At 75.1% G+C, this 21,186-nt stretch carries 23 protein-coding genes; 5 read left to right on the forward strand and 18 right to left on the reverse strand.

Annotated features, from left to right (window positions below; translation table 11 throughout):
- Nucleotides 1-343: 343 nt before the first annotated feature.
- The 4 genes from FHR78_RS09340 to FHR78_RS09355 are packed head-to-tail and all read right to left on the reverse strand — an operon-like array spanning nucleotide 344 to nucleotide 3,952.
- Entirely contained in the window at nucleotides 344-1,159 is an 816-nt protein-coding gene (locus tag FHR78_RS09340) for a C40 family peptidase (RefSeq protein ID WP_347878130.1), read from the reverse strand.
- Nucleotides 1,156-1,707 carry a flagellar FliJ family protein gene (locus tag FHR78_RS09345; RefSeq protein ID WP_208393047.1) on the reverse strand — a complete coding sequence of 184 codons (552 nt, stop codon included), beginning with the start codon at nucleotides 1,705-1,707 and terminating at the stop codon, nucleotides 1,156-1,158. The genes FHR78_RS09340 and FHR78_RS09345 overlap by 4 nt, the downstream gene beginning before the upstream one ends.
- Complete coding sequence (locus tag FHR78_RS09350; RefSeq protein ID WP_432207153.1) at nucleotides 1,707-3,110, reverse strand: FliI/YscN family ATPase; 1,404 nt, start codon at nucleotides 3,108-3,110, stop codon at nucleotides 1,707-1,709. The genes FHR78_RS09345 and FHR78_RS09350 overlap by 1 nt, the downstream gene beginning before the upstream one ends.
- Nucleotides 3,104-3,952 (reverse strand): hypothetical protein, encoded by an 849-nt coding sequence (locus FHR78_RS09355; protein ID WP_166760229.1) that lies wholly within the window; start codon nucleotides 3,950-3,952, stop codon nucleotides 3,104-3,106. Before FHR78_RS09355 ends, FHR78_RS09350 begins: the two co-directional genes overlap by 7 nt.
- 214 nt (nucleotides 3,953-4,166) lie before the next feature.
- Here FHR78_RS09355 and FHR78_RS09360 point away from each other — a divergent pair, with 214 nt between their 5' ends.
- Together FHR78_RS09360 and FHR78_RS15645 are read left to right on the forward strand one after the other, a co-directional pair.
- A complete protein-coding gene (locus FHR78_RS09360; protein WP_166760230.1) occupies nucleotides 4,167-4,610 on the forward strand; it encodes a chemotaxis protein CheY in 444 nt (147 codons plus the stop codon).
- Entirely contained in the window at nucleotides 4,607-5,011 is a 405-nt protein-coding gene (locus FHR78_RS15645; RefSeq protein ID WP_166760231.1) for a transcriptional regulator, read from the forward strand. Before FHR78_RS09360 ends, FHR78_RS15645 begins: the two co-directional genes overlap by 4 nt.
- Before the next feature lie 313 nt (nucleotides 5,012-5,324).
- Here FHR78_RS15645 and fliG read toward each other — a convergent pair whose 3' ends face one another.
- The 5 genes from fliG to FHR78_RS09390 are packed head-to-tail and all read right to left on the reverse strand — an operon-like array spanning nucleotide 5,325 to nucleotide 9,193.
- Nucleotides 5,325-6,344: a flagellar motor switch protein FliG gene (fliG, locus tag FHR78_RS09370; RefSeq protein ID WP_208393138.1), complete on the reverse strand. Its 1,020-nt coding sequence runs from the start codon at nucleotides 6,342-6,344 to the stop codon at nucleotides 5,325-5,327.
- Between the two features lie 41 nt (nucleotides 6,345-6,385).
- Entirely contained in the window at nucleotides 6,386-8,074 is a 1,689-nt protein-coding gene (gene fliF, locus FHR78_RS09375; protein WP_166760233.1) for a flagellar basal-body MS-ring/collar protein FliF, read from the reverse strand.
- Nucleotides 8,074-8,439, reverse strand: a complete 366-nt coding sequence (fliE, locus tag FHR78_RS09380) for a flagellar hook-basal body complex protein FliE (RefSeq protein WP_166760234.1) — start codon at nucleotides 8,437-8,439, stop codon at nucleotides 8,074-8,076. The genes fliF and fliE overlap by 1 nt, the downstream gene beginning before the upstream one ends.
- Nucleotides 8,439-8,834, reverse strand: coding sequence for a flagellar basal body rod C-terminal domain-containing protein (locus tag FHR78_RS09385; protein ID WP_166760235.1), 396 nt, complete (start codon nucleotides 8,832-8,834; stop codon nucleotides 8,439-8,441). The genes fliE and FHR78_RS09385 overlap by 1 nt, the downstream gene beginning before the upstream one ends.
- On the reverse strand, nucleotides 8,831-9,193 hold the full coding sequence (locus tag FHR78_RS09390; RefSeq protein WP_166760236.1) for a flagellar basal body rod protein FlgB: 363 nt from the start codon (nucleotides 9,191-9,193) through the stop codon (nucleotides 8,831-8,833). The genes FHR78_RS09385 and FHR78_RS09390 overlap by 4 nt, the downstream gene beginning before the upstream one ends.
- A gap of 290 nt (nucleotides 9,194-9,483) precedes the next feature.
- On the opposite strand from FHR78_RS09390, the gene FHR78_RS09395 reads away from it, so the two are divergent.
- Nucleotides 9,484-9,798 carry a hypothetical protein gene (locus FHR78_RS09395; RefSeq protein ID WP_166760237.1) on the forward strand — a complete coding sequence of 105 codons (315 nt, stop codon included), beginning with the start codon at nucleotides 9,484-9,486 and terminating at the stop codon, nucleotides 9,796-9,798.
- Nucleotides 9,799-9,863: 65 nt separating this feature from the next.
- Nucleotides 9,864-10,454 (forward strand): DJ-1/PfpI family protein, encoded by a 591-nt coding sequence (locus FHR78_RS09400; protein WP_166760238.1) that lies wholly within the window; start codon nucleotides 9,864-9,866, stop codon nucleotides 10,452-10,454.
- Between the two features lie 119 nt (nucleotides 10,455-10,573).
- Here the strand turns inward: FHR78_RS09400 and FHR78_RS09405 are convergent, their stop codons facing one another.
- The 7 genes from FHR78_RS09405 to FHR78_RS09435 all read right to left on the reverse strand — a co-directional run bounded on the left by FHR78_RS09405 (nucleotide 10,574) and on the right by FHR78_RS09435 (nucleotide 18,131).
- Nucleotides 10,574-10,891, reverse strand: a complete 318-nt coding sequence (locus FHR78_RS09405; protein WP_166760239.1) for a hypothetical protein — start codon at nucleotides 10,889-10,891, stop codon at nucleotides 10,574-10,576.
- Nucleotides 10,881-11,570, reverse strand: a complete 690-nt coding sequence (gene fliS / locus FHR78_RS09410; RefSeq protein WP_166760240.1) for a flagellar export chaperone FliS — start codon at nucleotides 11,568-11,570, stop codon at nucleotides 10,881-10,883. The genes FHR78_RS09405 and fliS overlap by 11 nt, the downstream gene beginning before the upstream one ends.
- Nucleotides 11,570-12,952 (reverse strand): flagellar filament capping protein FliD, encoded by a 1,383-nt coding sequence (gene fliD / locus FHR78_RS09415; RefSeq protein WP_166760241.1) that lies wholly within the window; start codon nucleotides 12,950-12,952, stop codon nucleotides 11,570-11,572. The genes fliS and fliD overlap by 1 nt, the downstream gene beginning before the upstream one ends.
- A gap of 266 nt (nucleotides 12,953-13,218) precedes the next feature.
- The gene (locus FHR78_RS09420; protein ID WP_243862274.1) at nucleotides 13,219-14,067 is read right to left on the reverse strand and encodes a flagellin; all 849 of its coding nucleotides are present in this window, start codon (nucleotides 14,065-14,067) and stop codon (nucleotides 13,219-13,221) included.
- Nucleotides 14,068-14,208: 141 nt separating this feature from the next.
- Nucleotides 14,209-15,030: a sigma-70 family RNA polymerase sigma factor gene (locus FHR78_RS09425; protein ID WP_166760242.1), complete on the reverse strand. Its 822-nt coding sequence runs from the start codon at nucleotides 15,028-15,030 to the stop codon at nucleotides 14,209-14,211.
- 499 nt (nucleotides 15,031-15,529) lie between these two features.
- Nucleotides 15,530-17,041 carry a glycoside hydrolase family 16 protein gene (locus FHR78_RS14870; protein ID WP_208393048.1) on the reverse strand — a complete coding sequence of 504 codons (1,512 nt, stop codon included), beginning with the start codon at nucleotides 17,039-17,041 and terminating at the stop codon, nucleotides 15,530-15,532.
- 88 nt (nucleotides 17,042-17,129) lie between these two features.
- Entirely contained in the window at nucleotides 17,130-18,131 is a 1,002-nt protein-coding gene (locus tag FHR78_RS09435; RefSeq protein WP_166760243.1) for an EamA family transporter, read from the reverse strand.
- A 106-nt stretch (nucleotides 18,132-18,237) separates the two neighbouring features.
- Here FHR78_RS09435 and FHR78_RS09440 point away from each other — a divergent pair, with 106 nt between their 5' ends.
- Entirely contained in the window at nucleotides 18,238-18,798 is a 561-nt protein-coding gene (locus FHR78_RS09440) for a CGNR zinc finger domain-containing protein (RefSeq protein ID WP_166760244.1), read from the forward strand.
- Nucleotides 18,799-18,945: 147 nt separating this feature from the next.
- Here the strand turns inward: FHR78_RS09440 and FHR78_RS09445 are convergent, their stop codons facing one another.
- Nucleotides 18,946-19,746, reverse strand: a complete 801-nt coding sequence (locus FHR78_RS09445; protein WP_166760245.1) for a DNA-formamidopyrimidine glycosylase family protein — start codon at nucleotides 19,744-19,746, stop codon at nucleotides 18,946-18,948.
- A gap of 48 nt (nucleotides 19,747-19,794) precedes the next feature.
- A complete protein-coding gene (locus tag FHR78_RS09450; protein ID WP_166760246.1) occupies nucleotides 19,795-21,123 on the reverse strand; it encodes an alpha/beta hydrolase in 1,329 nt (442 codons plus the stop codon).
- Between the last annotated feature and the right edge of the window lie 63 nt (nucleotides 21,124-21,186).

The following is a 21,186-nucleotide window of genomic DNA, read 5'->3' on the forward strand; positions in this document are numbered from 1 at the left end:
CCCGCGCCCGCACCAGCGCCAGCACCCACACCCGCGCCCGCCGCGGGGTGGGCCCGCCCACGCTCAGGACCAGGGCGCCGAGCAGAGTCGTGACGAGTGTCGGCACCGACGTCGCGACCGTGGCCGGAGGGGTGCGGGGCACCGCCTCCCGGGGCGACGGACGACATCGCCTCGCCGAACCCGGCGGCCGAGCTCCCGACGGCCGAGCGACCCGCGGCAGCGCGACCTGCGGCGGATCCCGCCCGGTCGGCGGCGCGGTCGGCGGCCCGGTCGGGACCGGTCGACGCGTCGGGTCGGGCCTGGGGGCCGGGTCCGACGAAGGGCAGGGTGCGCAGGACGCTCATCAGGCGGCCCCTCCGCTCATCATGCGCTGCAGCGCGGCGGTCATCAGATCGGTCGACCCGGCGGACCCGGCGGACCCGGTCGCGCCGGTCGCGCCGGTGCCGGTCACGCCGAGCGTTGCGGCCAGCGACGCCAGCGAGGTCGACGCGGCGGCGCCCTGGATCGAGGAGGTGGTGCTCGCGGCGGCCGTCCCGGTCGCCGGCACGACACGGCGGATCGTCGCCAGGTCGGAGTCCTTGTACCAGTTGTCGACGATCTGGACGTCCTTGCCGGGACGGGGCGCGTGCAGCACCTTGCCGTCGCCGAGGTAGATCACGATGTGCCCCTCGCCCTTCGCGACGAGCAGGTCGCCCGGCTTCGCCTCGGCGAGCGACGGCACCTCGGCGCCCATGCGCGCCTGGTCGGGCACGACGCGCGGCATCTCGACGCCGAGCTCGCCGAACACGGTCTGCACGAGACCGGAGCAGTCCATGCCGCTCGCGCTCTCGCCGCCGAAGACGTAGGGCACGCCCAGGTACTTCTTCGCCCCGGCGACGACGTCGTCCCCGGTGGCGCCGCTGCCGGTCGCGACGGCGTCCTTGACGGCCGCCACGGAGGCGGTGCTCGCGAGGCCGCCCGTGCCGGCGGCCGACGCGGCACCGGTCCCGGTCGTGCCGGCGAGCGCGTCGGCGAACGCCGTGGCCGAGGCGGCCGAGGTCGCGGACGACGCCGCGGCCGCGGCCGTGCCGAGCAGGGACGACGTGCGTCCGCCGCGCAGCTGGTCCATCTGCGACCGGATGTCGTCGATGCGGGACAGGACCTCGCTCACGGGGCTCACGCGGCACCTCCTGGGGTCGTCGGGTCGGTCGGGTCGGTCAGGGCGGTCGAGGCGCCGGGGGCGGCAGGGGCAGGCGGGACGCTCGGGGCTGCGGTCACGCCGGCGGCGGACGCGCCTGCAGCGGCCTCGGCGGCCCGGGTGCGCCACGACTGGCCGGCGATCTCGTCGAGCGCGGCCTGCTCGGTGCGCAGGTCCTCGGCGGCGGCCTCGACCGCGTGCGCGGCCTCGAGCTTCTCGAGGCCGATCGCGGCGCGGCGGGCGGCGGCGAACTCGGCCTGTGCCTGCTCGGCGTCGGCCCGGCGGCGGGCGGCGACCGCGTCGAGCTCGGCGAGCATGCCCCGGCTCGAGGCACGGGAGGCGGCGAGCGCGCTGAGCATGGCCGCGTCCGTCACCTGCGCGGGCCCGTCGTCGAGGGTGCGCCTCGCGGCCACGCGCCGGTCGGCGGCGTCGCGGAGGCGCTCGTTGGCCTCGGCGAGGCGTCCGGCGGCCTGGTCCTGCTGCGCGTGGCGCAGCCGCAGCAGGCCGATCAGCGAGAAGGCGCGGGCCATCAGGCACCCCCGAGCCGTGCGGTGAGCCGGGCGAGGCCGGACCACGAGGAGGCGGCGTCGGCACGCTCGTCCATGCCCTGTCGCAGGAACGCGTCGATGGCGCCCTGGTGGTCGACGGCGGCGTCGACGAGCGGGTTCGTGCCCCGCTGGTACGCGCCGACGTCGAGGAGGTCCTGGGCGGCCCGGCGGGCGGCCATCACCGTGCGGAGGGCAGTCGCGGCGGCGCGCTGCTCGGGCGTGGTCACCTTCGAGGCGACGCGCGAGACGGAGCCGAGGGCGTCGATCGACGGGAAGTGCCCCGTCACGGCCAGCTTGCGGTCGAGCACGACGTGGCCGTCGAGGATGCTGCGGGCCGCGTCGGCCACCGGCTCGTTGTGGTCGTCGCCGTCGACCAGCACCGTGTAGAGCCCGGTGACCGAGCCGACGCGGTCGGTGCCGGCGCGCTCGAGCAGCTCGGCCAGCACCGAGAACGTCGACGGCGGGTAGCCCCGGGTGGCGGGCGGCTCGCCGACCGAGAGGCCGATCTCGCGCTGCGCCATGGCGACGCGGGTGAGCGAGTCCATCATCAGCACGACGTCGGCGCCCTGGTCGCGGAACGACTCGGCGATCCGGGTCGCGACGAACGCCGCCCGGAGGCGCATGAGGGCCGGCTCGTCGCTGGTCGAGACCACGACGACGGACCGGGCGAGGCCCTCGGGTCCGAGGTCGTCCTCGAGGAACTCGCGCACCTCCCTGCCGCGCTCCCCCACGAGCGCGACGACGCTGACCTGCGCGTCGGTGCCGCGGGCGATCATCGACAGCAGCGACGACTTGCCGACGCCGGAGCCGGCGAACAGGCCCACGCGCTGCCCGCGACCGACCGTGGTGAGCGTGTCGAGCACGCGGACGCCGAGCTGCAGCGGGGTGTCGATGCGGGCGCGCTGCATCGCCGACGGGGTCTCGTGGTGCAGCGGGACGAGGTCGACGGCGCCGCCGTCCGGGGCGCGCAGGGGGCCGCGGCCGTCGATCGGCCGGCCGAGGCCGTCGAGCACACGGCCGAACAGGCCGGTGCCGGTGGGGACGAGGAGGGGGCGGCCGGTCGAGCGCGCCGGCGTGCCGGCCGTCACGCCGGTGAGGCGGCCGAGCGGCATGCAGCGCAGGCCGTCGGGGGTCGTCGCGACGACCTCGGCCAGGGCGGCCGACGGGGCGGCGTCCGACGCGGCGACGGAGGGACCGGCGAGCGTGGCCGTGCTCGTGGTCGCGCCCGGCCCGCCGATCTCGAGCACGTCGCCGACCGCGGCGTCGAGGCCCTGCACCGTGATGCCGAGGCCGACGGCGCTGACGACGCGGCCCACGCGCTGCGGGCGCGCGGCGGCGCGGGCGGCGTCGAGCCGGGTGCGGACGGGGGCGGTGAGGGTCACGATGCTCCGAGCAGGGCGGTGCGCGCCCGGTCGAGGGCCGTGGCCAGGCGGGCGTCGACGAGCCCCGTGGGCAGGTCCGCCTCGGCGTCGCCGCGGCCGAGCCGGGCGTCGGCGACCAGGGGCACCGAGGAGGCGGCGGCCGCGTCCCCGAGGGCGGCCAGGTCGGCCGGGTGCAGCCGGACGCCCACGACGAGGGCACGGTCGACGCCGTCGAGGGCGCGGGCGACGGCGGCCCGGGCGGTGCGGCCCTCGCGCGGGCCGGCCGGGTGCTGCGCGGCGGGGAGGGTGTCGATGTCGGTGCCGGCCTCGGCGTGGGGCGCGGTGTCGGGCGCGGTCCCTGCCTCGGGCGCCGCCGGCGGCTCGGAGGCGGCGACCTCGTAGCCGACGATCGCGGAGGCGAGCTCCAGCGCGGACGCGACCAGCGCCTCCTCGGACTCGGCGAGCACCGGCACGACCTGGCGGCGCAGCGCGTCGGCGGCCGCGTCGAGGGCGGCGAAGGAGGCGGCGAGCGACCGCTCGAGACGCGTCGCCTGCTCGAGGTGCTCGGCCTCCATCGCGGCACGACGGGCGACGAGGTCGGCCTCGGCGGCGCGCAGGCCCGCGGCGTACCCGGCGGCGTGGCCGCGGGCCTCGGCCCGGGCGGCGCGCACGGCGGCGTCGGGGTCGGCGTGGGGCGCCAGGTGGCCCGCGCCGCGGGTGCCCGCGTGCAGGCCGGCGGCGGAGGTGGCGGCGTGGCCGACCTCGAGGGCGTGGGCGGTCGTCGCGGAGCCGGACCGCACCTCCGTGAGCGAGGGGTAGACGACGCGCGAGAACGACTCCGGGGCGGAGATCACGGGATCGGGCATCGACGGGGCCGTTCAGACGGGGGCGGTGCGGCCGATCCGTGGCCTGGGGTCGAGCGATCCGTGCTCAGGGGCGACTCTCGGCAGGTCGCGGGGGGCGCGTAAGGCGTTGCCCCGAACGGGGGCAGGTGCGGGACCCGTGCGGCTCATCGAGAAACTACTTGCCTGGCGAGCAAGTACTTCCTAGAGTGGGAGCACATCGACGAGAGGACCGACCATGACCGACCAGAGCCGTCTCCCCACCCCGGAGGAGGCCCGCCGCCTCCTCGACGACGCCGACTCGACCGGGCGGCACACCACCTCGCGGGCAGGCTGGCCCGGCGTCGCCGTGCTGCTGTCGCTCGGCGCCGTGCTCTCGCTCGGCACCCTCGCCATGGGGCTCACCACCGGCACGAACTACTTCGTCGCCATGGTCGGGCTGCTGACCTGGGTCGCCGTGGTGGTCGGGTTCCAGCTCGTGTTCTTCCGGTCGCACCGACTCGGCGGCGGTCGCCGCTGGGGCCTCTACATCGCCGCGATGTTCGCGATCTACCTGGTCGCGATGCTCGTGGTCGGGTCGTCCGAGGGCCGGGCCGTCGGGGCCACCTGCCTGGCGGCGGCGGCGCTGCTGGTCGTCTCGGTCGCCGCGGCGACCCACGAGGCGCGGCAGGTCGTGCGATGAGCGGGGCGGCGGACGGAGCGGCCGGGGGCGGGGCGGCTGCGGGCGGGTCGGCCGAGGGCGGGGCCGCTGCGGGCGGGGCGGCTGCCTCGGGAGGGGGCGCGGCGGGCGGTCCGCACCCGCGCCTCCGGCTCTCCGACACCCTGCACCAGCCGGTGCGGTTCTCGATGGCGGCGGCGCTCGCGGCGGCCGACCAGCTCGACTTCAAGGACCTGCGCGACGCCGTCCAGGTCACCGACTCGGCGCTGAGCAAGCAGATCAGCATTCTCGAGGCGGCCGGGTACGTGGCGGTGTCGAAGGGGTTCGTCGGCAAGCGGCCGCGGACGACGCTGAAGCTCACTCCCGAGGGACGCGCCGCGTGGGCGGACCACCTCGCGGTGCTGCGCGAGATCGCGGCCGGCTAGCCGCTGCCGCACGTGCTGCACCCGCCGCACCCCGCGTCGGACCGGCCCTGCAAATGCCGACCGATCGGCCCCATCGACCACCGCAATGGTGGGAAAAAGCGGTGTTACGACCCGGCCGGTCGGCATCCGCCGAGCATCCCCGAGGAGGCGCGGGTCGGCCGGACGAGGGACGCTGCAGAACCCGACAGGGCGGGCTTCCAAGGCCGCAGAGCAACCGGAAAAGCACCTGTTGCGCGTGCCGCGGTCGGCAATCGCGGCGGCGGCGGATGCGCGGCACCGCGCAGCACGGCACGGCACGGCGCGGCGCGGCGGCCTACTCGACGAGGGCGTCCTCGTCGGCGCGGTGCACCGTGATGGCGCCCTGGGCCTCGAGCTCCCGGATGGCGCGCACGACCTCGGCCCGCGCCTCCTCGACCTGCGACTTGCGGACCGGGCCCATCGACTGCAGCTCGTCGTCGAGCAGCTCGCGGTTGCGCTCCGACACGTTGCCCCGGATCACCTCCGTGACGGCGGCGAGCGCCCCCTTCATCGCCGTCGCGAGCACCGCGGCGTCGATGCCGCGCAGCACCTGCTGGATGTCGCGCGACTCGAGCTTGACGATGTCCTCGAAGGTGAGCATGCGCGAGCGGACCTCCTCGGCGAGCTCGGGGTCGCGCTCGTCGAGGCCGTCGAGCAGGGCGCGTTCGGTGGCGCTGTCGCTGCGGTTGATGATCTCGACGAGGGGCTGGATGCCCCCGACGACCTCGACCTGCTCCCGCGGCGCGACGACGGCGCCCGCCCTGATCTTGAGGGTGGTCGCGACGATGCCGACGGCCTCGGGCGTGGCGGTGCCCATCGTGGCGATCGCCTGGGCGACGTCGGTGCGGGCCGCGACGTCGAGCCCGGCGAGCACGGCGGACGCCTGCTGCGGGCGCAGGTGCGCGAGCACGAGGGCGATGGTCTGCGGCAGCTCGCCGTCGAGCAGGGTGATGACCTGGCCGGGGTCGGCCTCGTCGAGGAACTCGAAGCTCTTGCCCATCGCGTTCGAGGCGAGGCGCTCCATGAGGCCCGCCGCTCGCTCCGAGCCGAAGGAGGCCTCGAGCAGGCCCACGGCGACGTCGTGCCCGCCGCGCCGCTGGTAGCGGCCCGAGCGCGTCAGCTCGTGGAACTCGGCGACCGCCGACTCGGCCACCGAGGGGTCGACGCGGCGCAGCTTGACGATCTCGGCCGTGATCTCCTCGGCCTCCTCCTCGCTGAACTGCTTCATGACGACCGCGGCACGGGCCTGGTCCATCTGCATGAGGATGACCGCCACCTTCTGCGGCCCCGTCAGCGCGGGCCGCGCCGCCGGCAGGCCGATGACCTGGGTGGGGGCGAGGTCGGCGGCGGTCGCGCTCACGACTGCACCCGCTCGTCCATCAGGCCGCGCAGCAGCTCGGCGGTCTTCTCCGGGTCGCGCTCGGCGAGGGCGTCGATCTCGGCACGGCGGCGCTCGGCCGACACGTACTCGGGCGAGGGCTCGGGCGCCGCGACCGGCAGGGCCACGGTGACGGCCTCGTCGGCGAGGAGCTGACCGCGGGAGGCGGCACCCGCGTCGTCGAGGTCGAGCCGCATGGTCGCGTCCCAGGTCTGGGCGGGGTTGCCGGCCGTGAGCTCGCCGAGGTCGACGTCCTCGCGGTCGTGGCGGCGGTTCTTCTTCGCGAAGACGATCAGGCCGACGATCAGCGCGATCACGATGAGCGCGACGATCCCGACGGTGCGGATGGTTCCCCACATCGCCTCGGAGGCGGCGGCCGCGTCCGCCGCGGCGAGCGCCGCCTTCGCGGCCTCGGCGCCCTGGGTGTCGAAGTCGACGAGGGCCACCTCGACGGCGTCGCCCCGGGCGGCGTCGATCCCGGCCGCGGTGCGCACGAGGTCGTTGATCGACTGCAGGTTGACGCCGGCTGCCGCACCGGCGTCCAGGGCGACCGACACGGTCTGCCGGCTGACGCCTCCTGCGGGCACGCTCATGGTCTCGGTGACCTTGTCGACCGCGTTGTTCTTGGTGGCCGACTCGTTGACGTAGCCGTCGTCGCCGGCGGCGGTGCCGGCCGCGTCGGTGCCGGTGCCGGTGCCGTTCGGCACGGCGATGTTGTCGGGGCCGAGCACGCCGGTCGCGCCGGTGCCGTCGGCTCCCCCGGAGCCCGCGCCGTACTGCTCGGTCGTGCTGGACTCGTTGAGGGCGATCGGCCCGGTCTCGGGCTGCGTGAACGACTCGGTGACCTTCGTGCCCGAGCTCTGCTCGAGGTCGGCGGCGACGACCACCGACGACTTGCCGGGGCCGACGACCTTGTCGAGCATCGTCTGCACGGCGGTCTGCACCTTCGACTCGTAGTCGCTGACCTGGTCGCCGGCGCCGCCGACGGCCCCGGTGCCGACCTGCGAGAGCACGGCCCCGGTCGAGTCGGTCACGGCGACGTCGGTCGTCGCCATGCCCTCGACGGAGGCGCTGGTCAGGTTGACGATCGCCTGCACCTGCTTGCCGGTGAGGGTCGCGCCCCCCTTCGTCTCGACGAACACCGACGCGGTCGGGTCCTCCTGCTCGGCGACGAAGACGCTCTCCTCGGGGATGGCGAGCTGCACGCTGGCGGTCTTGACGCCGTCCATGGCCGAGATCGTCTTGGCGAGCTCGCCCTCGATGGCGCGCTTGTAGGTGACGTCCTGCTGGAACTCGGACGAGGTGACGCCCATCGTGTCGAGCAGCGAGTAGCCGCCCTGGCCGCTGGTCGACGGCAGGCCGGCCGCGGCCGCGGTGAGGCGCTCCTGGTAGACGTGCTCCTCGGGCACGAGGATCGTGCCGCCGCCCGCCGTCAGCTCGTACGGGACGCCGTCGGCCTGCAGCTGCTCGACGATCGCGCTGGCGTCGACGGGGTCGATGCCGCTGAACAGCGGGGTGTAGTTCGGCTTCGTCAACCAGCTGACGAGGGCGACCGTGCCGAGCACGAGCGCCGCGACGAGGATCACCGCGATGGTCTTCTGGGCGAGCGAGAAGCCGCCGAGGGTCGCCCGCATCCGGTCGAGCGTGTTCTGCACTGCGGTGGGCATCAGGCCTGCATCCTCATGATCTCGGTGAAGGCGTCGACGCCCTTGTTGCGGACGGCGGCGACGAGCTCGAGCGTCACCTGGGCACGCGTGGCCGCGATGGTCGCGTCGTGGATGTCGGTGAGGTCGCCGGTGACGGCCTTGACGGCCAGGGTCTTCGACTGGCTCTGCAGCTGCTGCAGGCCCTCGACGGCGCCGACCATGCTCGACCCGAAGGCGGCACCGGAGGCGCTGGCGACGCTGGTCGTCCCGGTCGCCGAGGAGGCGCCTCCTGCGTTCCCGGCAGCGCCGGCCTGCAGGAGCGACGACACGTCGGCGTACCCGGACTGCGCGACGGCCCCGACGGCGGGGATCCCTGCGACCGGCATCAGCCGCGACCGATCTGGAGGGCGGCCTCGTAGGCGGTCTTGGCACGGTCGACCACGGCGGCGTTCGCCTGGTAGCCGCGCTGGGCCATGATCAGGTCGGCCATCTGGGCTCCCAGGTCGATGTCGGGCATGCGCACGTATCCCTCGGCGTCGGCGAGCGGGTGGTCGGGCAGGTAGGTGACACGGCCGGCCTCGCTGCCGTAGCGGTCGGCCTTGACGAAGGCGCCGCTGGTGCCGGCGCCCTCCTGCACCTCGACGTAGCGGGCCTGGAACGCGGTGTCGTCCATGCTCTTGACCGTGTTGACGTTGGCGATGTTGTCGGAGACGGCGTCGAGCCACTTGCGGTGCACGGTGAGGCCGGTGCTCGCGATGCCGATCGCGTCGAAGGCGGTCACGAGTTGGTCCTGTACGCGGCGCGGACGCTGGTGAGCTCGCCGTTCATCGCCTGCGTGGCGAACTGGTACCGCAGCACCGTGTCGATGTTCGAGAGCGTCTCGGTGTCGAGGTTGACGTTGTTGCCGTCGAGCCGGGTCGGCTCGAGCGAGCGCTGCGTCGTGGCCTGCACCTGGCCTGCCCCGGGGACCCCGCCGCCCTGTGCGACCGACCGGCCGAGCGCCTCCTCGAACTGCACGCGCTTGGCCTGGTAGCCGGGCGTGTTCACGTTCGAGATGTTCGCGGCGATGGTCTTCTGGCGCAGCGAGAGGCCGTCGAGGGCGCTCTGCAGCGCGGCCTGGGTCACGGATTCGATCGGCATGTGCCTGTCCAGAGGGGTCTCGTGGGGGGTGGGGGCCGATCCGTGGCCGAGGGGTCGAGCGATCCGTGCTCAGGGCGCTCTATCGGCGCGGGGCGGGGGCGCGTAAGGGCGCGCCCCCGGAGTGGGGGCGCGTGGCGGTGCGTGGGCACGCGCGGTGCGTGGGTGCGCGGTGTGCGCGGGTGCGTCAGAGCGGCGAGTTGCCCCGGATGGTCGTGTCGAGGCCGGGGACGTGACCGTCCGGGGCAACTCGATCTCGCGTGTGTGGCGGGGCGCGGTGCGACACTGGGGCCGTGAGCGACGACGACGCGTGGCCCGACGGGCTCGACGAGGCCCGCCGCCTCTTCGGCACGCCCGACGGGGCCGAGCCGGTCACCGTCGACGGCGACGTGGACGACTCCGACCGGGTGCGTCACGTGCTGGGCCGCTCGCTCGGGGGCACGGCGGGGCTCGTCGTGCTCGGGCTGATCGCCGCGCTCGTCGTCGTGTTCGTCGTGGCGCCGCTCCTCCTGTGGCCGGTGGGGGCGTGGATCGCCCTCCTGGAGCCGCCGCCCGTGGAGCTGCCGTCGCCCTGGTGGTTCACGGAGCTGCCGGGGCGGTACGCCTAGCCGGTCGCCTGTCGGGCGAGGCCTCGGCGAGGCCCCGGCGTCGCCCGGGCGACGAGACTGGGCGCATGACCAAGACGATCGGCATCTTCCTGTTCGACCAGTACGAGGAGCTCGACGCGATCGGCCCCTGGGAGGTGCTCTCGTACTGGACGAAGGCTCACACCGGCGACGGCTGGCGGGTGATCACGTTCGGCGACGCCCCCGGGCCGGTCACCGCCGCGAAGGGCCTGCGCGTGCTGCCCGACACGACGATCGACGAGCTGCCGCCGCTCGACGTGCTGATCTACCCGGGCGGCAAGGGCACGCGCGCCCACCTCGACGACGAGGAGCGCCTCGCCTGGGTGCGCGACCAGGCCGACAGCGTGCCGTTGATGGCCAGCGTGTGCACCGGCTCCTTGGTCTTCGCGGCCGCCGGCCTGCTCACCGGACGCGCCGCGACGACGCACTGGGGCTCGACCGTGCTGCTCGGCAGCCTCGACCCGACCATCGACGTGCGCGAGGACGAGCGCTTCGTGGACGACGGCGACGTCGTCACGTCGGCCGGGGTGAGCGCGGGCATCGACATGGCGCTGCACCTCGTCATGCGCCTGGGAGGTGCGGCGCGCGCGAAGCAGGTGCGCCGCGGCATCGAGTACGACCCGCAGCCGCCCGTGTGAGCCGCGGTCGGTCGCGCGGCGTCGAGTGGTCAGTCCTGGTCGCTCATGACGGCTCGAGCAGCACCTCGTGACCACTCGGCGCCGCAACCGGCGGAGGGGAGAGCGGGCAGAGCCCCGGGTCAGCCGGTGGCGTCGAGGTAGACGGGCCGCTCCGGCTCGCGCGCCGACTCGACGCTGCGGACGGCCCCGAGGTGCGCGAGCACGGCCTTGCGCGCGGCGTCGAGCCGGGCGAGCGCGGTGCGCTGTGCCCCGGCGACCGCGGCGGCACGGTCGGCCAGCTCGGCGGGCAGCGGCCCGAGCCCGGCCGGGGGCGTCCAGGCGGCCTGCGGTCCGTCGGCACGCTCGGCCCCGACCTGCGGGTCGCGTCCGGCGATCGCCTCGAGCTCGTCGAGGGCGGCGAGCCAGGCGGCGTGGGTGCGGTCCGTCCTAGGCGACACCGAGCTCGCCCCCGAGCGAGGACGAGGAGGCGTTGGTCGCCCCGTAGCCGGAGGTCGCGGCCCCGAAGGCGGCGGCCCCCACGGGCAGCGGCGACCCGACGCCCGGCTGCGACGCCGTGGGCGACGCGGGCGCGGGGAAGGCCGAGGCGGCGAACGCGGGCACGGCGCCGGGCGCCGACGCGGGCGCCGCGACAGGTGCGCCGGCCCCGCCGGCCGCCCCGCCGCCCAGCGTCGTCGCGGCCTCGTGCCACGCCTGACGCAGTGGCTCGAGCAGCCCGGCGACCTCGCGGGTCAGGGCGACGTCGCGGTGCACGTTCGCGTTGACGAGCGCCGTCGACGTGTAGCCGTAGAGCGCGAGCAGCCCCTCGCCGCCGTCCCACACGTCGACGCGCAGCGACGACGTGAGCTCGGCGAGGATCGCCTGGGCGTGCAGCAGCTGCTCGGACGCCGCGGCCCACTCCTGGCCGACCTGCGCCTTCTCGGCGCGGGCCAGGTCGAGCAGCAGACGGTCGTAGAGCATCGTGACGAGCTGCACGGGCGTGGCCGAGAGCACCGCCTGCTCGGCGAACTGCGACGCGGCCTGCGAGGCGGCCTGCTCGCTGCGCGGGCGCTGGCCCGACGTCTCGGCGGCGGCGGGGCGGGAGGCGGCGGCGAAGGCCGCGAAGGAGGTGGCGTCCATCAGCTGCTCGTGCTCAGGCTCGAGATCTGGCTGGTCAGCCAGCTCTGCTGCGCGGTGAGCGAGCTGAGGGCGACCTCGAGGGCGGTGTAGGTCTTCTGGAGCTGGGTGCGGCGCGACGACAGCCGGTCGTCCCAGTTCGCGATCTGGTCGTTGAGGTCCTTCACGACCGACTGCTGCCCGGTGATGATCTTGGTCAGCGAGCCGTCGCGCTTGTCGGAGGTGCTGGTCGCGGCCGCCTGGACGCGCCCGCTCAGCTCCGACAGCGTCGCCTGCACCTTCACGGGGTCTGCCGCGAGCGCCGCCGAGAACTTCGCCTCGTCGAACTCGAACGACCCCGTCTTCGTGATCGAGATGCCGATGCTCGACGGCGAGACGCCGCCGACGGGCGCCGACATCGCGGTGGTGAGCTTCTGCACGACGTCGCGGGTGGTCGAGCTGCCGGTGAAGGTGCCCGAGGTGACGGTCGTCACGCCGGAGGCGTTGGTCGACGTCGTCGTCGAGGTCTTCGACGCGATCAGGGTGAGGATGCCGTTCAGCCCCGAGACGAGGTCGGACGCGACCTTCGACGAGGCGGCGCCGTCGCGGGCGACGGTGAGCGTGACGGGGTCCGGGCCCGCGGCCGTGACGGTGACCGAGACGCCGGGCAGCAGGTCGGCGAACGTGTTCGTCGAGCTCGTCACGACCTGCTCGGCCGAGGTGCCGGCCCAGAGGGTGACGGAGGCGTCGCGCGCCTGCTTGACGACGGCCGCACCGGGCGCCGCGAGCAGGTCGGGGGCGGTGCCGGCGGCGACCTCGGCGGCCGTGCCGCGGTGCACCGTGAAGTCGCCGGCGGCTCCGGTCGCGGCGCTGGTCAGCTGCAGGCGGTACGTGACGGCGCCGTCGGCGTCCTTGCCCGAGGCCACCTTGACGGCCTTGACGCCGGCCTCGGACGAGTTGACGGCGCGCACCAGGTCGTCGAGCGACGAGGAGGCGCTGGTCACCTCCACCTGCTTGCCGGCGGCGGACGTGAACGTGAGCGTCGCGGGCGACTCGGGCCAGGCGGTCATCGCGGCGGTGACGCCGCTCTTCGCCTGGGCGGTCGAGCCGACCCTGAAGTCGATGGAGCCGGGCAGCGCCGTCGCGCTCGTGGTCGCCGTGACGTCCTTCGAGCTGCTCGTCGCGGTGGACGCGGCGAGCGAGTCCGGCTTCGCGGTCTTGGTCGCGAGGGTCGCGAGCTCGGCGACCTTGGTGTTGAGGCCCTGCAGCGCGGTGACGAGCGCCTGGTTCGAGGTCGCCTTGTTCTTCAGGATCGTCTGGGGCACCGCCTCCGCCGCCATCAGGCCGTTGATCAGCGTGGTGGTGTCGAGCCCGCTGACGAGGCCGTCGATGCCGAACGAGGCCATCGGGAGCTCCTTGGGTGACGGGGGCGGGCGGGCGGGGAGGTGCGGAGGGGACCGCGGGATGCAGGAGTTCGTGGGGCGGTGCGGCGGTGCAGGAGGTGCGGGCGAGGTCGTCGGGGACGCTCGGGATGACCGGTGGCCGGGGCGCGGAGGATCAGCTGCCGCGTCCCGACCACCGGTCGTGAACCGTGCTCCCGAGGGAGCGGAGTGTCAGGTGGTGTCCGGCTCCCGCTGGGATCGGGAGCCGTTCGTCCGCCGGTCGGTGAGGACTAGCGGAGGAGCGACAGCACGCCCTGGGTGCTCTGGTTCGCCTGCGCGAGCATCGCCTGGCCGGCCTGGCTGAGGACGTTCGAGCGGGTGTACTTGACCATCTCCTCCGCCATGTCGACGTCGCGGATGCGCGAGTTCGCCGCCGTGAGGTTCTCCTTCGCGACGTTGGTCGACGCGATGGAGTGCTCGAAGCGGTTCTGCACGGCACCGAGCTCGGAGCGGACCGTCGAGACGGCCGTGATCTGCTTGTCGAGCTCGAGGATCGCCAGCTGCGCGTTGTCGGCCGTGTCGAACTCGAGTCCGCTGATCGTCGTGGCGACGGCACCGATGTCGGCCTTCGACAGGTCGACCTTGATCTGGTCCGCGGCGGCCGTTCCGCCCGCGCCGACCTGGAACTTCATGACGCCGTCGGTGTCGGCACCGGCGCTCGCGTCGAGCAGGTTGATGCCGTTGAAGTTGGTCGACGCCGAGATGCGGGTGAGCTCCTCGGTCAGGGCCGTGACCTCGGTGCCGATGGCCTTGCGGGCGTCGGCGTTGTTCGAGTCGTTGCCGGCCTGGACGGCCAGGTCGCGGACGCGCTGGAGGATGGAGTGGACCTCGGTGAGGCCGCCCTCAGCGGTCTGGACGACCGAGATGCCGTCCTGGGCGTTGCGCGCGGCCACCGTCAGTCCGCCGACCTGCGAGCGCAGGCCCTCGGAGATCGAGAGGCCGGCCGCGTCGTCAGCGGCACGGTTGATGCGGAGGCCCGACGAGAGCTTCTCGAGGCTCTTCGACAGGTCGTTCTGCGTGGCGTTCAGGTTGCGGTAGGTGTTGTTCGCCGCGAGGTTGGTGTTGATCTGCATGCCCATGGTGTTTCCTCTTCCGTGACTGGGTGGTGTTCGTCAGCCCGTCCGTGGGCTGACACCGGCTACTCTCGGCCGGTCGCCGGCGCTCGTTAGCCGAGTGCCGAAGTTTTCTTCCGTGCCGCCGCGACCGCGGCGGCGGCGCCGTCAGACGGCGGCGCTGAAGCCCTCGACGGCGGGCTCGCGCACGGCGCGGGCGATGCCCACGGCGGCGTTCGTCGCGACCTTCGAGAGGTAGGCGCTGCGGCGCGCGGGCGCCGTCCTGGAGACGGGCTCGAAGGCCGCGTCGGGGTCGTCCGCGTAGTGGGCGGCGAGCGCGTCCCTGAGCAGGCGGACCGCCTCCGTGCGCTGCTGCGACACCGCGCTGTGGGTGATGCCGAGCTCGGCGGCGACCTCGGTGACCGTGCGGTCGCCGAAGTAGACGGCCTCGACGATGAGGCGCATGCGCTCGGGCAGGGCGTCGACGGCGGCGCGCACGTAGCGGCTGCGCTCGCTGGCGAGCAGGTGGTCGCCGGGCATCGGCACGTCGGCCGCGAGGTGGTCGGCGACGGTGTCATCGAGGGTCGAGACGGTGCGCGCCGCGTCGGCGAGGGCGCTCGACGCGGTCTGCCGGTCGACGCCGAGGGCGCCGGCGATCTCGTCGACCGAGGGGGCGCGTCCCAGGGACGCGGTGAGCGCCTCCTGCGTGGCCAGCGTCTCCTTGATGCGCTTGCGCGTGCCGCGGCTGGCCCAGTCGCCCGAGCGCATGTCGTCGGCGAAGGCGCCGACGATGCGGGTGCGGGCGTAGGCGCCGAACGGGATGCCGAGCGTGGGGTCGAACGCGTCCGCGGCCTGCACGAGGGCGACGGCGCCGACGCTGGCGAGGTCGTCGCGCGACAGGTGGGTGGCACGGGCGCACACCTCGCTGACGAGGTAGCCCACCAGCGGCAGGTTCTCGACCACCATGGCGTTGCGTTCGGTGCGGTTCATCCGGTGCTCCCAGCAGGACGGGGGCCTGCACGGGGCAGGCACGGTCGGGTTCCGGGCACGCCGAACGGCCCTCTGATCAGGGCTGGTTCGTCGGGGTGCTCGGTCGTGCGGTCGTTCGCGGGCAAGCGAGTCGGTGCGACGGCGTGGACGTCGGGGTCCGGGTCGGGTGGGGACTGGTCGGGCCAGGGACTTCGGGTCTCCCGGCCCGGCGGGTGTCCCCTGCCGTGCACGACCCAACCTATCGACGGGCCGGGAGCCGTATAAGGCCGGGTCTGTCCCCAGTGCGGGGCGGCCGCGACGCGCTTTCGGGGGGTGCCGGGCGGGGGTGTCCCCCGGGTTGGGGCGGCGCGGACGAGACGGGGGGCTGGCGGCGCGCCGAGGGGAGGCGGTAGGGCGCGGACGGGTCGGCGACAGGCCCGCGGGCCGGGGCCTGCGGGCCGGGCCGGGCCGGGCCGGGCCGGGCCAGGCCGACGAGCGAGCTCGCCGGCCGCAGCGCCGTCTAGTTGCTGTAGACCCGCACGTAGTCGACCGTCATCTGCTGCGGCAGGCGGGTGCTGGCGTCCGGGTAGCCCGGCCACTGGCCGCCCACCGCGACGTTGAGGATCAGGAAGAACGGTGCGTCGAACACCCAGGGGTCTCCGCCGGTGTCGGCGCGCGTGACCCGGTGGTACACCTGGCCGTCGACCGACCACTCGATCGACCCCGGCTTGCGGTCGACCGCGTAGGTGTGGAAGTCGTCGGCGAACGACAAGCCGCGGGGGTGCGCGTACGTGCCCGAGATGCCGTCGCCGCCGGAGTAGCCCGGGCCGTGCACCGTGCCGTGCACCAGGGACGGCTCACGGCCGATGTTCTCCATGACGTCGATCTCGCCCGCGGCCGGCCATCCCTTCGAGGGCAGGTCGGCGCCGAGCATCCAGAACGCCGGCCAGATCCCCTGGCCCCGCGGGATCGCGATGCGCGCCTCGACGCGTCCGTACTGGGTCTGGAACCGGCCCTGCGTGGTCATGCGCGCGGAGGTGTACGAGCCGTCCGCCTCCTTCTTCGCCGTGATCACGAGGGCGCCCGCGCCGTCGAGCGACGAGTTGGCCCGCGAGGCCGTGTAGTTCTGCAGCTCGGCGTTGCCCCAGCCGCCAGCGCCCGTCTCGAGGTTCCAGGTCGCGGGGTCGGGCGCGCTGCCGGCGGGCCCGTCGAACTCCTGTGCCCAGACGACCCCGGCCGGGAGGGCGGCCCCGCGTCGGAGCCCGAGCGTGTCGCGACCGTCGCCGTCCCAGTCGCCGACGAGGGCGGTGTCGCCCGCCCGCCCGTAGATCTGGGTCCGGTCGGCGGCGCCGCCGCGCAGCGAGTCGCTGACGAAGTAGGTCGAGCCGTGCCGGACGGCGGGCGTGTCGACGCCGTCGCCGTCCCAGTCGCCGACGTAGGCCTGGTCGGTCGCCCTGCCGAAGCTGAACGAGACGTCGGCGCCGCCTCCCGTCAGCGAGTTCGCGAGGTGGAAGGTCGTCCCCCGACGGATGCCGAGGGAGTCCCGCCCGTCGCCGTCCCAGTCGCCGACGACGACGAGGTCGTCGGCCCGGCCGTACGAGACGACGCGCTGCGCGGCACCGCCCTCGGGCCGGTTCGTGAGGTAGTAGGTCGCCCCGCGGCGGACGGCAGGGGTGTCGACGCCGTCGCCGTCCCAGTCGCCGGTGAGGGCGACGTCGGACGGCGTGCCGTAGCGGCCGGTCCGCACGGCGCCGCCCCCGCCCAGCACGTCGTCGTACGCGAAGGTCGCGTCGCGGCGGGTCGCGAGGGTGTCGCCGCCGTCGCCGTCCCAGTCGCCGACGTGAACGGCGTCGTCGGCGCGGCCCCACGTGAAGGCGTGGTCCGTGGCGCCGCTCCACCCGTCGGTCAGGAACCACTGCGTGCCGCTGCCCCCCACGGCTCCGCCCGAGGCGGTGGCGGGCAGGCCGCTCACCAGCGTGGCGCCGACGCAGACGGTCGCGACCGCCAGTGCTGCCCGATGACGTCGTCCCATGGTCCTGACCCCCTCGTCGCGGATCTCCCGGCGCCCTGCCGCGCACCCTGCCCGGAGGCGAGGGCCGACCCGTCGATGGTGCCCGACCCTACCGGCGCCGCCGCCCCGCCACCACCGTCGGCGCCGGCAGTTCCACGACAGGCGTCGGCACCGCCTGGTCCGCGACAGCCGTCGGCGACGGCGCCGCCCCGGCGTCCGACCGGACGGCGACGATGCCCCCGACGATCAGCGCCCCGCCCACGAGCTGCCACGGGGTGAGCGCCTCGCCGAGCAGCACCCAGGCCCAGGCCGCGGCGGCCGCGACCTCGAGCAGGCCGACGAACGACGCGAGCCGCGACCCGAGCATCGTGCTCGCGGTGATGCTCGTCGCGTAGGCGACCGCGGTGGCGACGACGCCGACGACGAGCATCGGCACCCACCACGCGACCGTGCTGCCGAGCACGACCACGTCGTCGGCCGAGGCAGTGAACGGCACGAGCCCCGTGAGCCCGAGCAGGCCCAGCAGAGCAGAGCCCACGAGCAGCCCCGACGCGGCGAGCGCCACCGGCGGCAGGTCGCCGGCCGGCTGCGCGGCGATGACGAAGTAGCCGGCGCAGCAGACCATCGCGAGCAGGCCGAACAGCAGGCCGAGCGGGTCGAGGGCTCCCCCGCCGCTCGGCGAGACGACGAGCACGAGCCCGGCGGCCGCGACCACCGAGCCGACCAGCACGGGCGCGGCGGGCCGGCGGCGCGACACGACCCAGGCGACCGCGACGAGCAGCAGCGGGGCGGTGTACTCGAGCAGGATCGCCGTGCCCACGGGGATGTGCTGGATCGCCGCGAAGTAGAAGACCTGCGTGCCCGCGACCCCGACGACCGCCATGCCGAGCACCCGTCGCCGCGCCCGCCAGACGGGCCGGAGGTCGAGCCGCAGGGCCGCGAGGGCGATCGGCGCGAGCAGCACGCCGCCGACCAGGGCGCGCAGCGCCACGGCGGCGACGGGGCTCCAGCCGGAGGCGAGCAGCGGCTTGACGAAGGGCCCGGACACCCCGAAGGAGGCGGCGGCCACGACCGCGACGATCAGTCCGGTGGTGAGGTGGCGGCGGTCCACGGCAGCTCGTCTCGTCAGGGCGACGGTGTCGTCGCGTCGACAGCCTCGTCAGGGGCGAAAGGGCTGTGGGTCCTGACAGTAGACTGGTTCCGAGTAAGGAGTCAATGTGCTTTTCGCCCCTGACACAGAAGACGTGCTCGAGTTCGACGCGACGATCCTCAACACGGCCCCGCGCGCGACCCGCAGCGGTGCCGACCTGCTCGCCACGACCGGCCAGCTGACCGAGCTGATGACGCGCTTCGGCTTCTCGGGGCGGCTCGACGGCGACGAGGCCGAGCTCGAGGCCGTGCGGCGGGCCCGCGCGCGCCTCCGTGGGCTCTGGGACCTCGACCGCGACGACCTCGTCGTCGAGGTGAACGAGCTGCTGGCCCGCCTGCAGGCCGTGCCTCGGCTCGTGCGGCACGGCGACCTCGACTGGCACGTGCACGCCACCCCGCAGGACGCCCCGCTCGCCGACCGCATCCTCGTCGAGGCCGCGATGGCGCTGGTCGACGTCGTCCGCACCGACGAGACCGGGCGGCTGCGGGTCTGCGCCGCGGACGACTGCGACGGCGTGCTCGTCGACCTGTCGCGCAACGCGTCGAAGCGGTTCTGCAGCGTGCGCTGCGGCAACCGGATGAACGCGGTCGCGTTCCGCGAGCGGCGGGCCGCCGACCCGCTCGCGTAGCGCGGCGGCGCGCCGTGCCGGCCGCGCCGGCCGCGCCGGCCGCGCCGCGGCACACCCCGAATTCGGCACCACACCCGGATGGATCGGGGTGTGGTGCGGGATTCGGGGTGTCGTGCGGAAGCCGGGGCAGCGCGAGCGCAGCGCGGCTCAGCGCAGCGGCTGGCAGCTCGGGCACCACCAGGTGCGTCGCTGCCCGGGGTCGTCGGGCACCTCGGCCCGCACGAGCACCGTCGTGCCGCAGCGCAGGCAGGGCCGTCCAGCCCGCCCCGCGACCCAGTGCCGCTCGCCGCGGCGGGTGTTGCCCGTCGTCGTCTGGAACATGCCCGGCACCCGGACCGACGCCCGCAGCCCCCGCGCCGCGACCCGCACGAGCGCGGCGGCGTCGACCGACCCGACGGGCGTGAACGGCGACACCCCGCGCAGGAAGCAGACCTCGTTGGCCCACAGGTTGCCGAGCCCGGCCAGCACGCGCTGGTCGAGCAGCACGGCGGCCACGGTGCGGGCCGGGTCGGCGGCCTCGACGCGGCGTCGCGCCTCGGCGGCGTCCCAGTCGTCGCGCAGGGGGTCGGGCCCGAGGTGCCCCACCACGTCGCGCTCGTCGCGGGTGTCGACGAGCTCGACCACGGGCAGGGAGACGCCCCAGGCGGTGGAGCCGGCCTCGGTCTGCATCCGCACCCGCACCTCCCCCGCCACGGCCGCGGGCACGCGCCTGCCGGGCCGCGTGATCGTCCACGAGCCCTGCATGCGCAGGTGCGTGTGCAGGGTGCGACCGGTGTCGAAGCGGGTCAGCAGGTGCTTGCCGTGGGTGTCGTGCTCGACCACCCGCCAGCCGTCGAGGGACGTGCCCGCCGCCCCGCCGGACCGCAGCTCGCCGCTCGTCAGCCGCTGGCCGTCGAGGGAGCCCCGGAGGCGCGCGGCCAGTCGGAAGACGCTGTCACCCTCGGGCATGCGGGCAGGCTAGCCGCCGCCCCCGACACCGGCGGGGCGGGGGCCCGCTCAGCCCGCCGCGGCCAGGCCCGACCGCTCCTGGAACCAGGCCAGCCCGTCGGCCAGGCCGGTCCGGGCGGTCTGCCAGTCGTGGGCGGAGCCCGGCACCTTCTCGAGCTCGACGACCATGCCGGCTCGACGGGCGGCGTCGGCGAGGGTGTCCGCGGCCGGGCCGTACCGGCCGTCCTCGGCGCCCACGGCGAAGAACGCGCCCGAGCCCGGGTAGGGCGCCCCGGCCGCGAGCAGGGCGACCGGCTGGGCTGCCTCCCACGCGGCACGGTCGCCGTCGAAGCCGAGCCGGATCGTGCGCTCGACGCCGCCGGTGAGCTCGGGCCCGAGCTGGCCGGCCACGTCGACCAGGGAGGCGAAGAGCTCGGGGTGGGCCGCCGCGAGCTGCGCCGAGCAGGTGCCGCCCTGCGAGAAGCCGCCGATCGCCCAGCCTCCGCCCGGCGGGAGCACGTTCAGGGTGCCGCGGATCCAGCGCGGGACGTCGACCGTCAGGTAGGTGGCGCTGTCGCCGAGGGGCCCGTCGACGCACATCGGGTTGTTCGTCGGCCGGGCGAGCTGGTCGGGCATCACGACGACGGGGGCGAGGCCGTCGTTCGCGGCGGCCAGGTCGTCGAGCACCCGGGTCACCTGCCCGGCCTCGACGAGGTTCTCGGGGGACGCGCCCGGGCCCTGCCCGGAGAGCAGCACGACGACCGGCAGCGCCGGCGGGTCGTCCGTCAGCGCGGCCGGCGGCAGCCAGACGAGAGCGGGCCTCGCCGGGAACCCGGACGTCGTGCCCGGCACGTCGACGCTGCCGAGCCGCCCCCGCTCGGGCATGTCGGCGGGCGCGCGCCAGGTCGACCACGAGGGGAGGTCGCCCGCGGGCGGCGAGGCCGGATCGGCCGCGGCGGCCGTCTGGGCGGCGGGCACCTCGAGCGGAGGCACGGTCGACCGCCCGGCCACCGCCCCCACGGTCGGGAACAGGCCCGCGTCGCGGTTGATCGCGAGCCCCGCCGCGAGCACGACGCACACGGCCGCCACGCCGGCGAGCACCCGACGCCCCGCGCCTCCCCTGACAGCCGCGACGGCGAGCGCCCCGATCGCCGCGCCGAGCGCGCTCACCCAGACCCGGTCGACCCAGGTCGGCGGGACGTCGACCACCTCGTGCACGTCGCCGAGCCACCAGGAGGCGGCGGCCCCGACGGCCGCACCGGCGACGGCCGCCCCGATGGTCCAGCCCCACCGCCGCCGGTCGCGGAGCGGCCCGCGCAGCGCGACGACCACGAGCCCCGCGGTCACGAGGTAGACGACGGCGAGGGTCTTCGCGGAGACCAGGGACAGTTCCCACATGCAGGGCTCCTCGGGACGGGACGGGACAGGACAGGACAGGACGCCGGGGTACCATCCAATATG

This window comes from Frigoribacterium faeni, assembly GCF_011761235.1.
GTDB classification, from domain to species: Bacteria; Actinomycetota; Actinomycetes; order Actinomycetales; family Microbacteriaceae; genus Frigoribacterium; species Frigoribacterium faeni_A.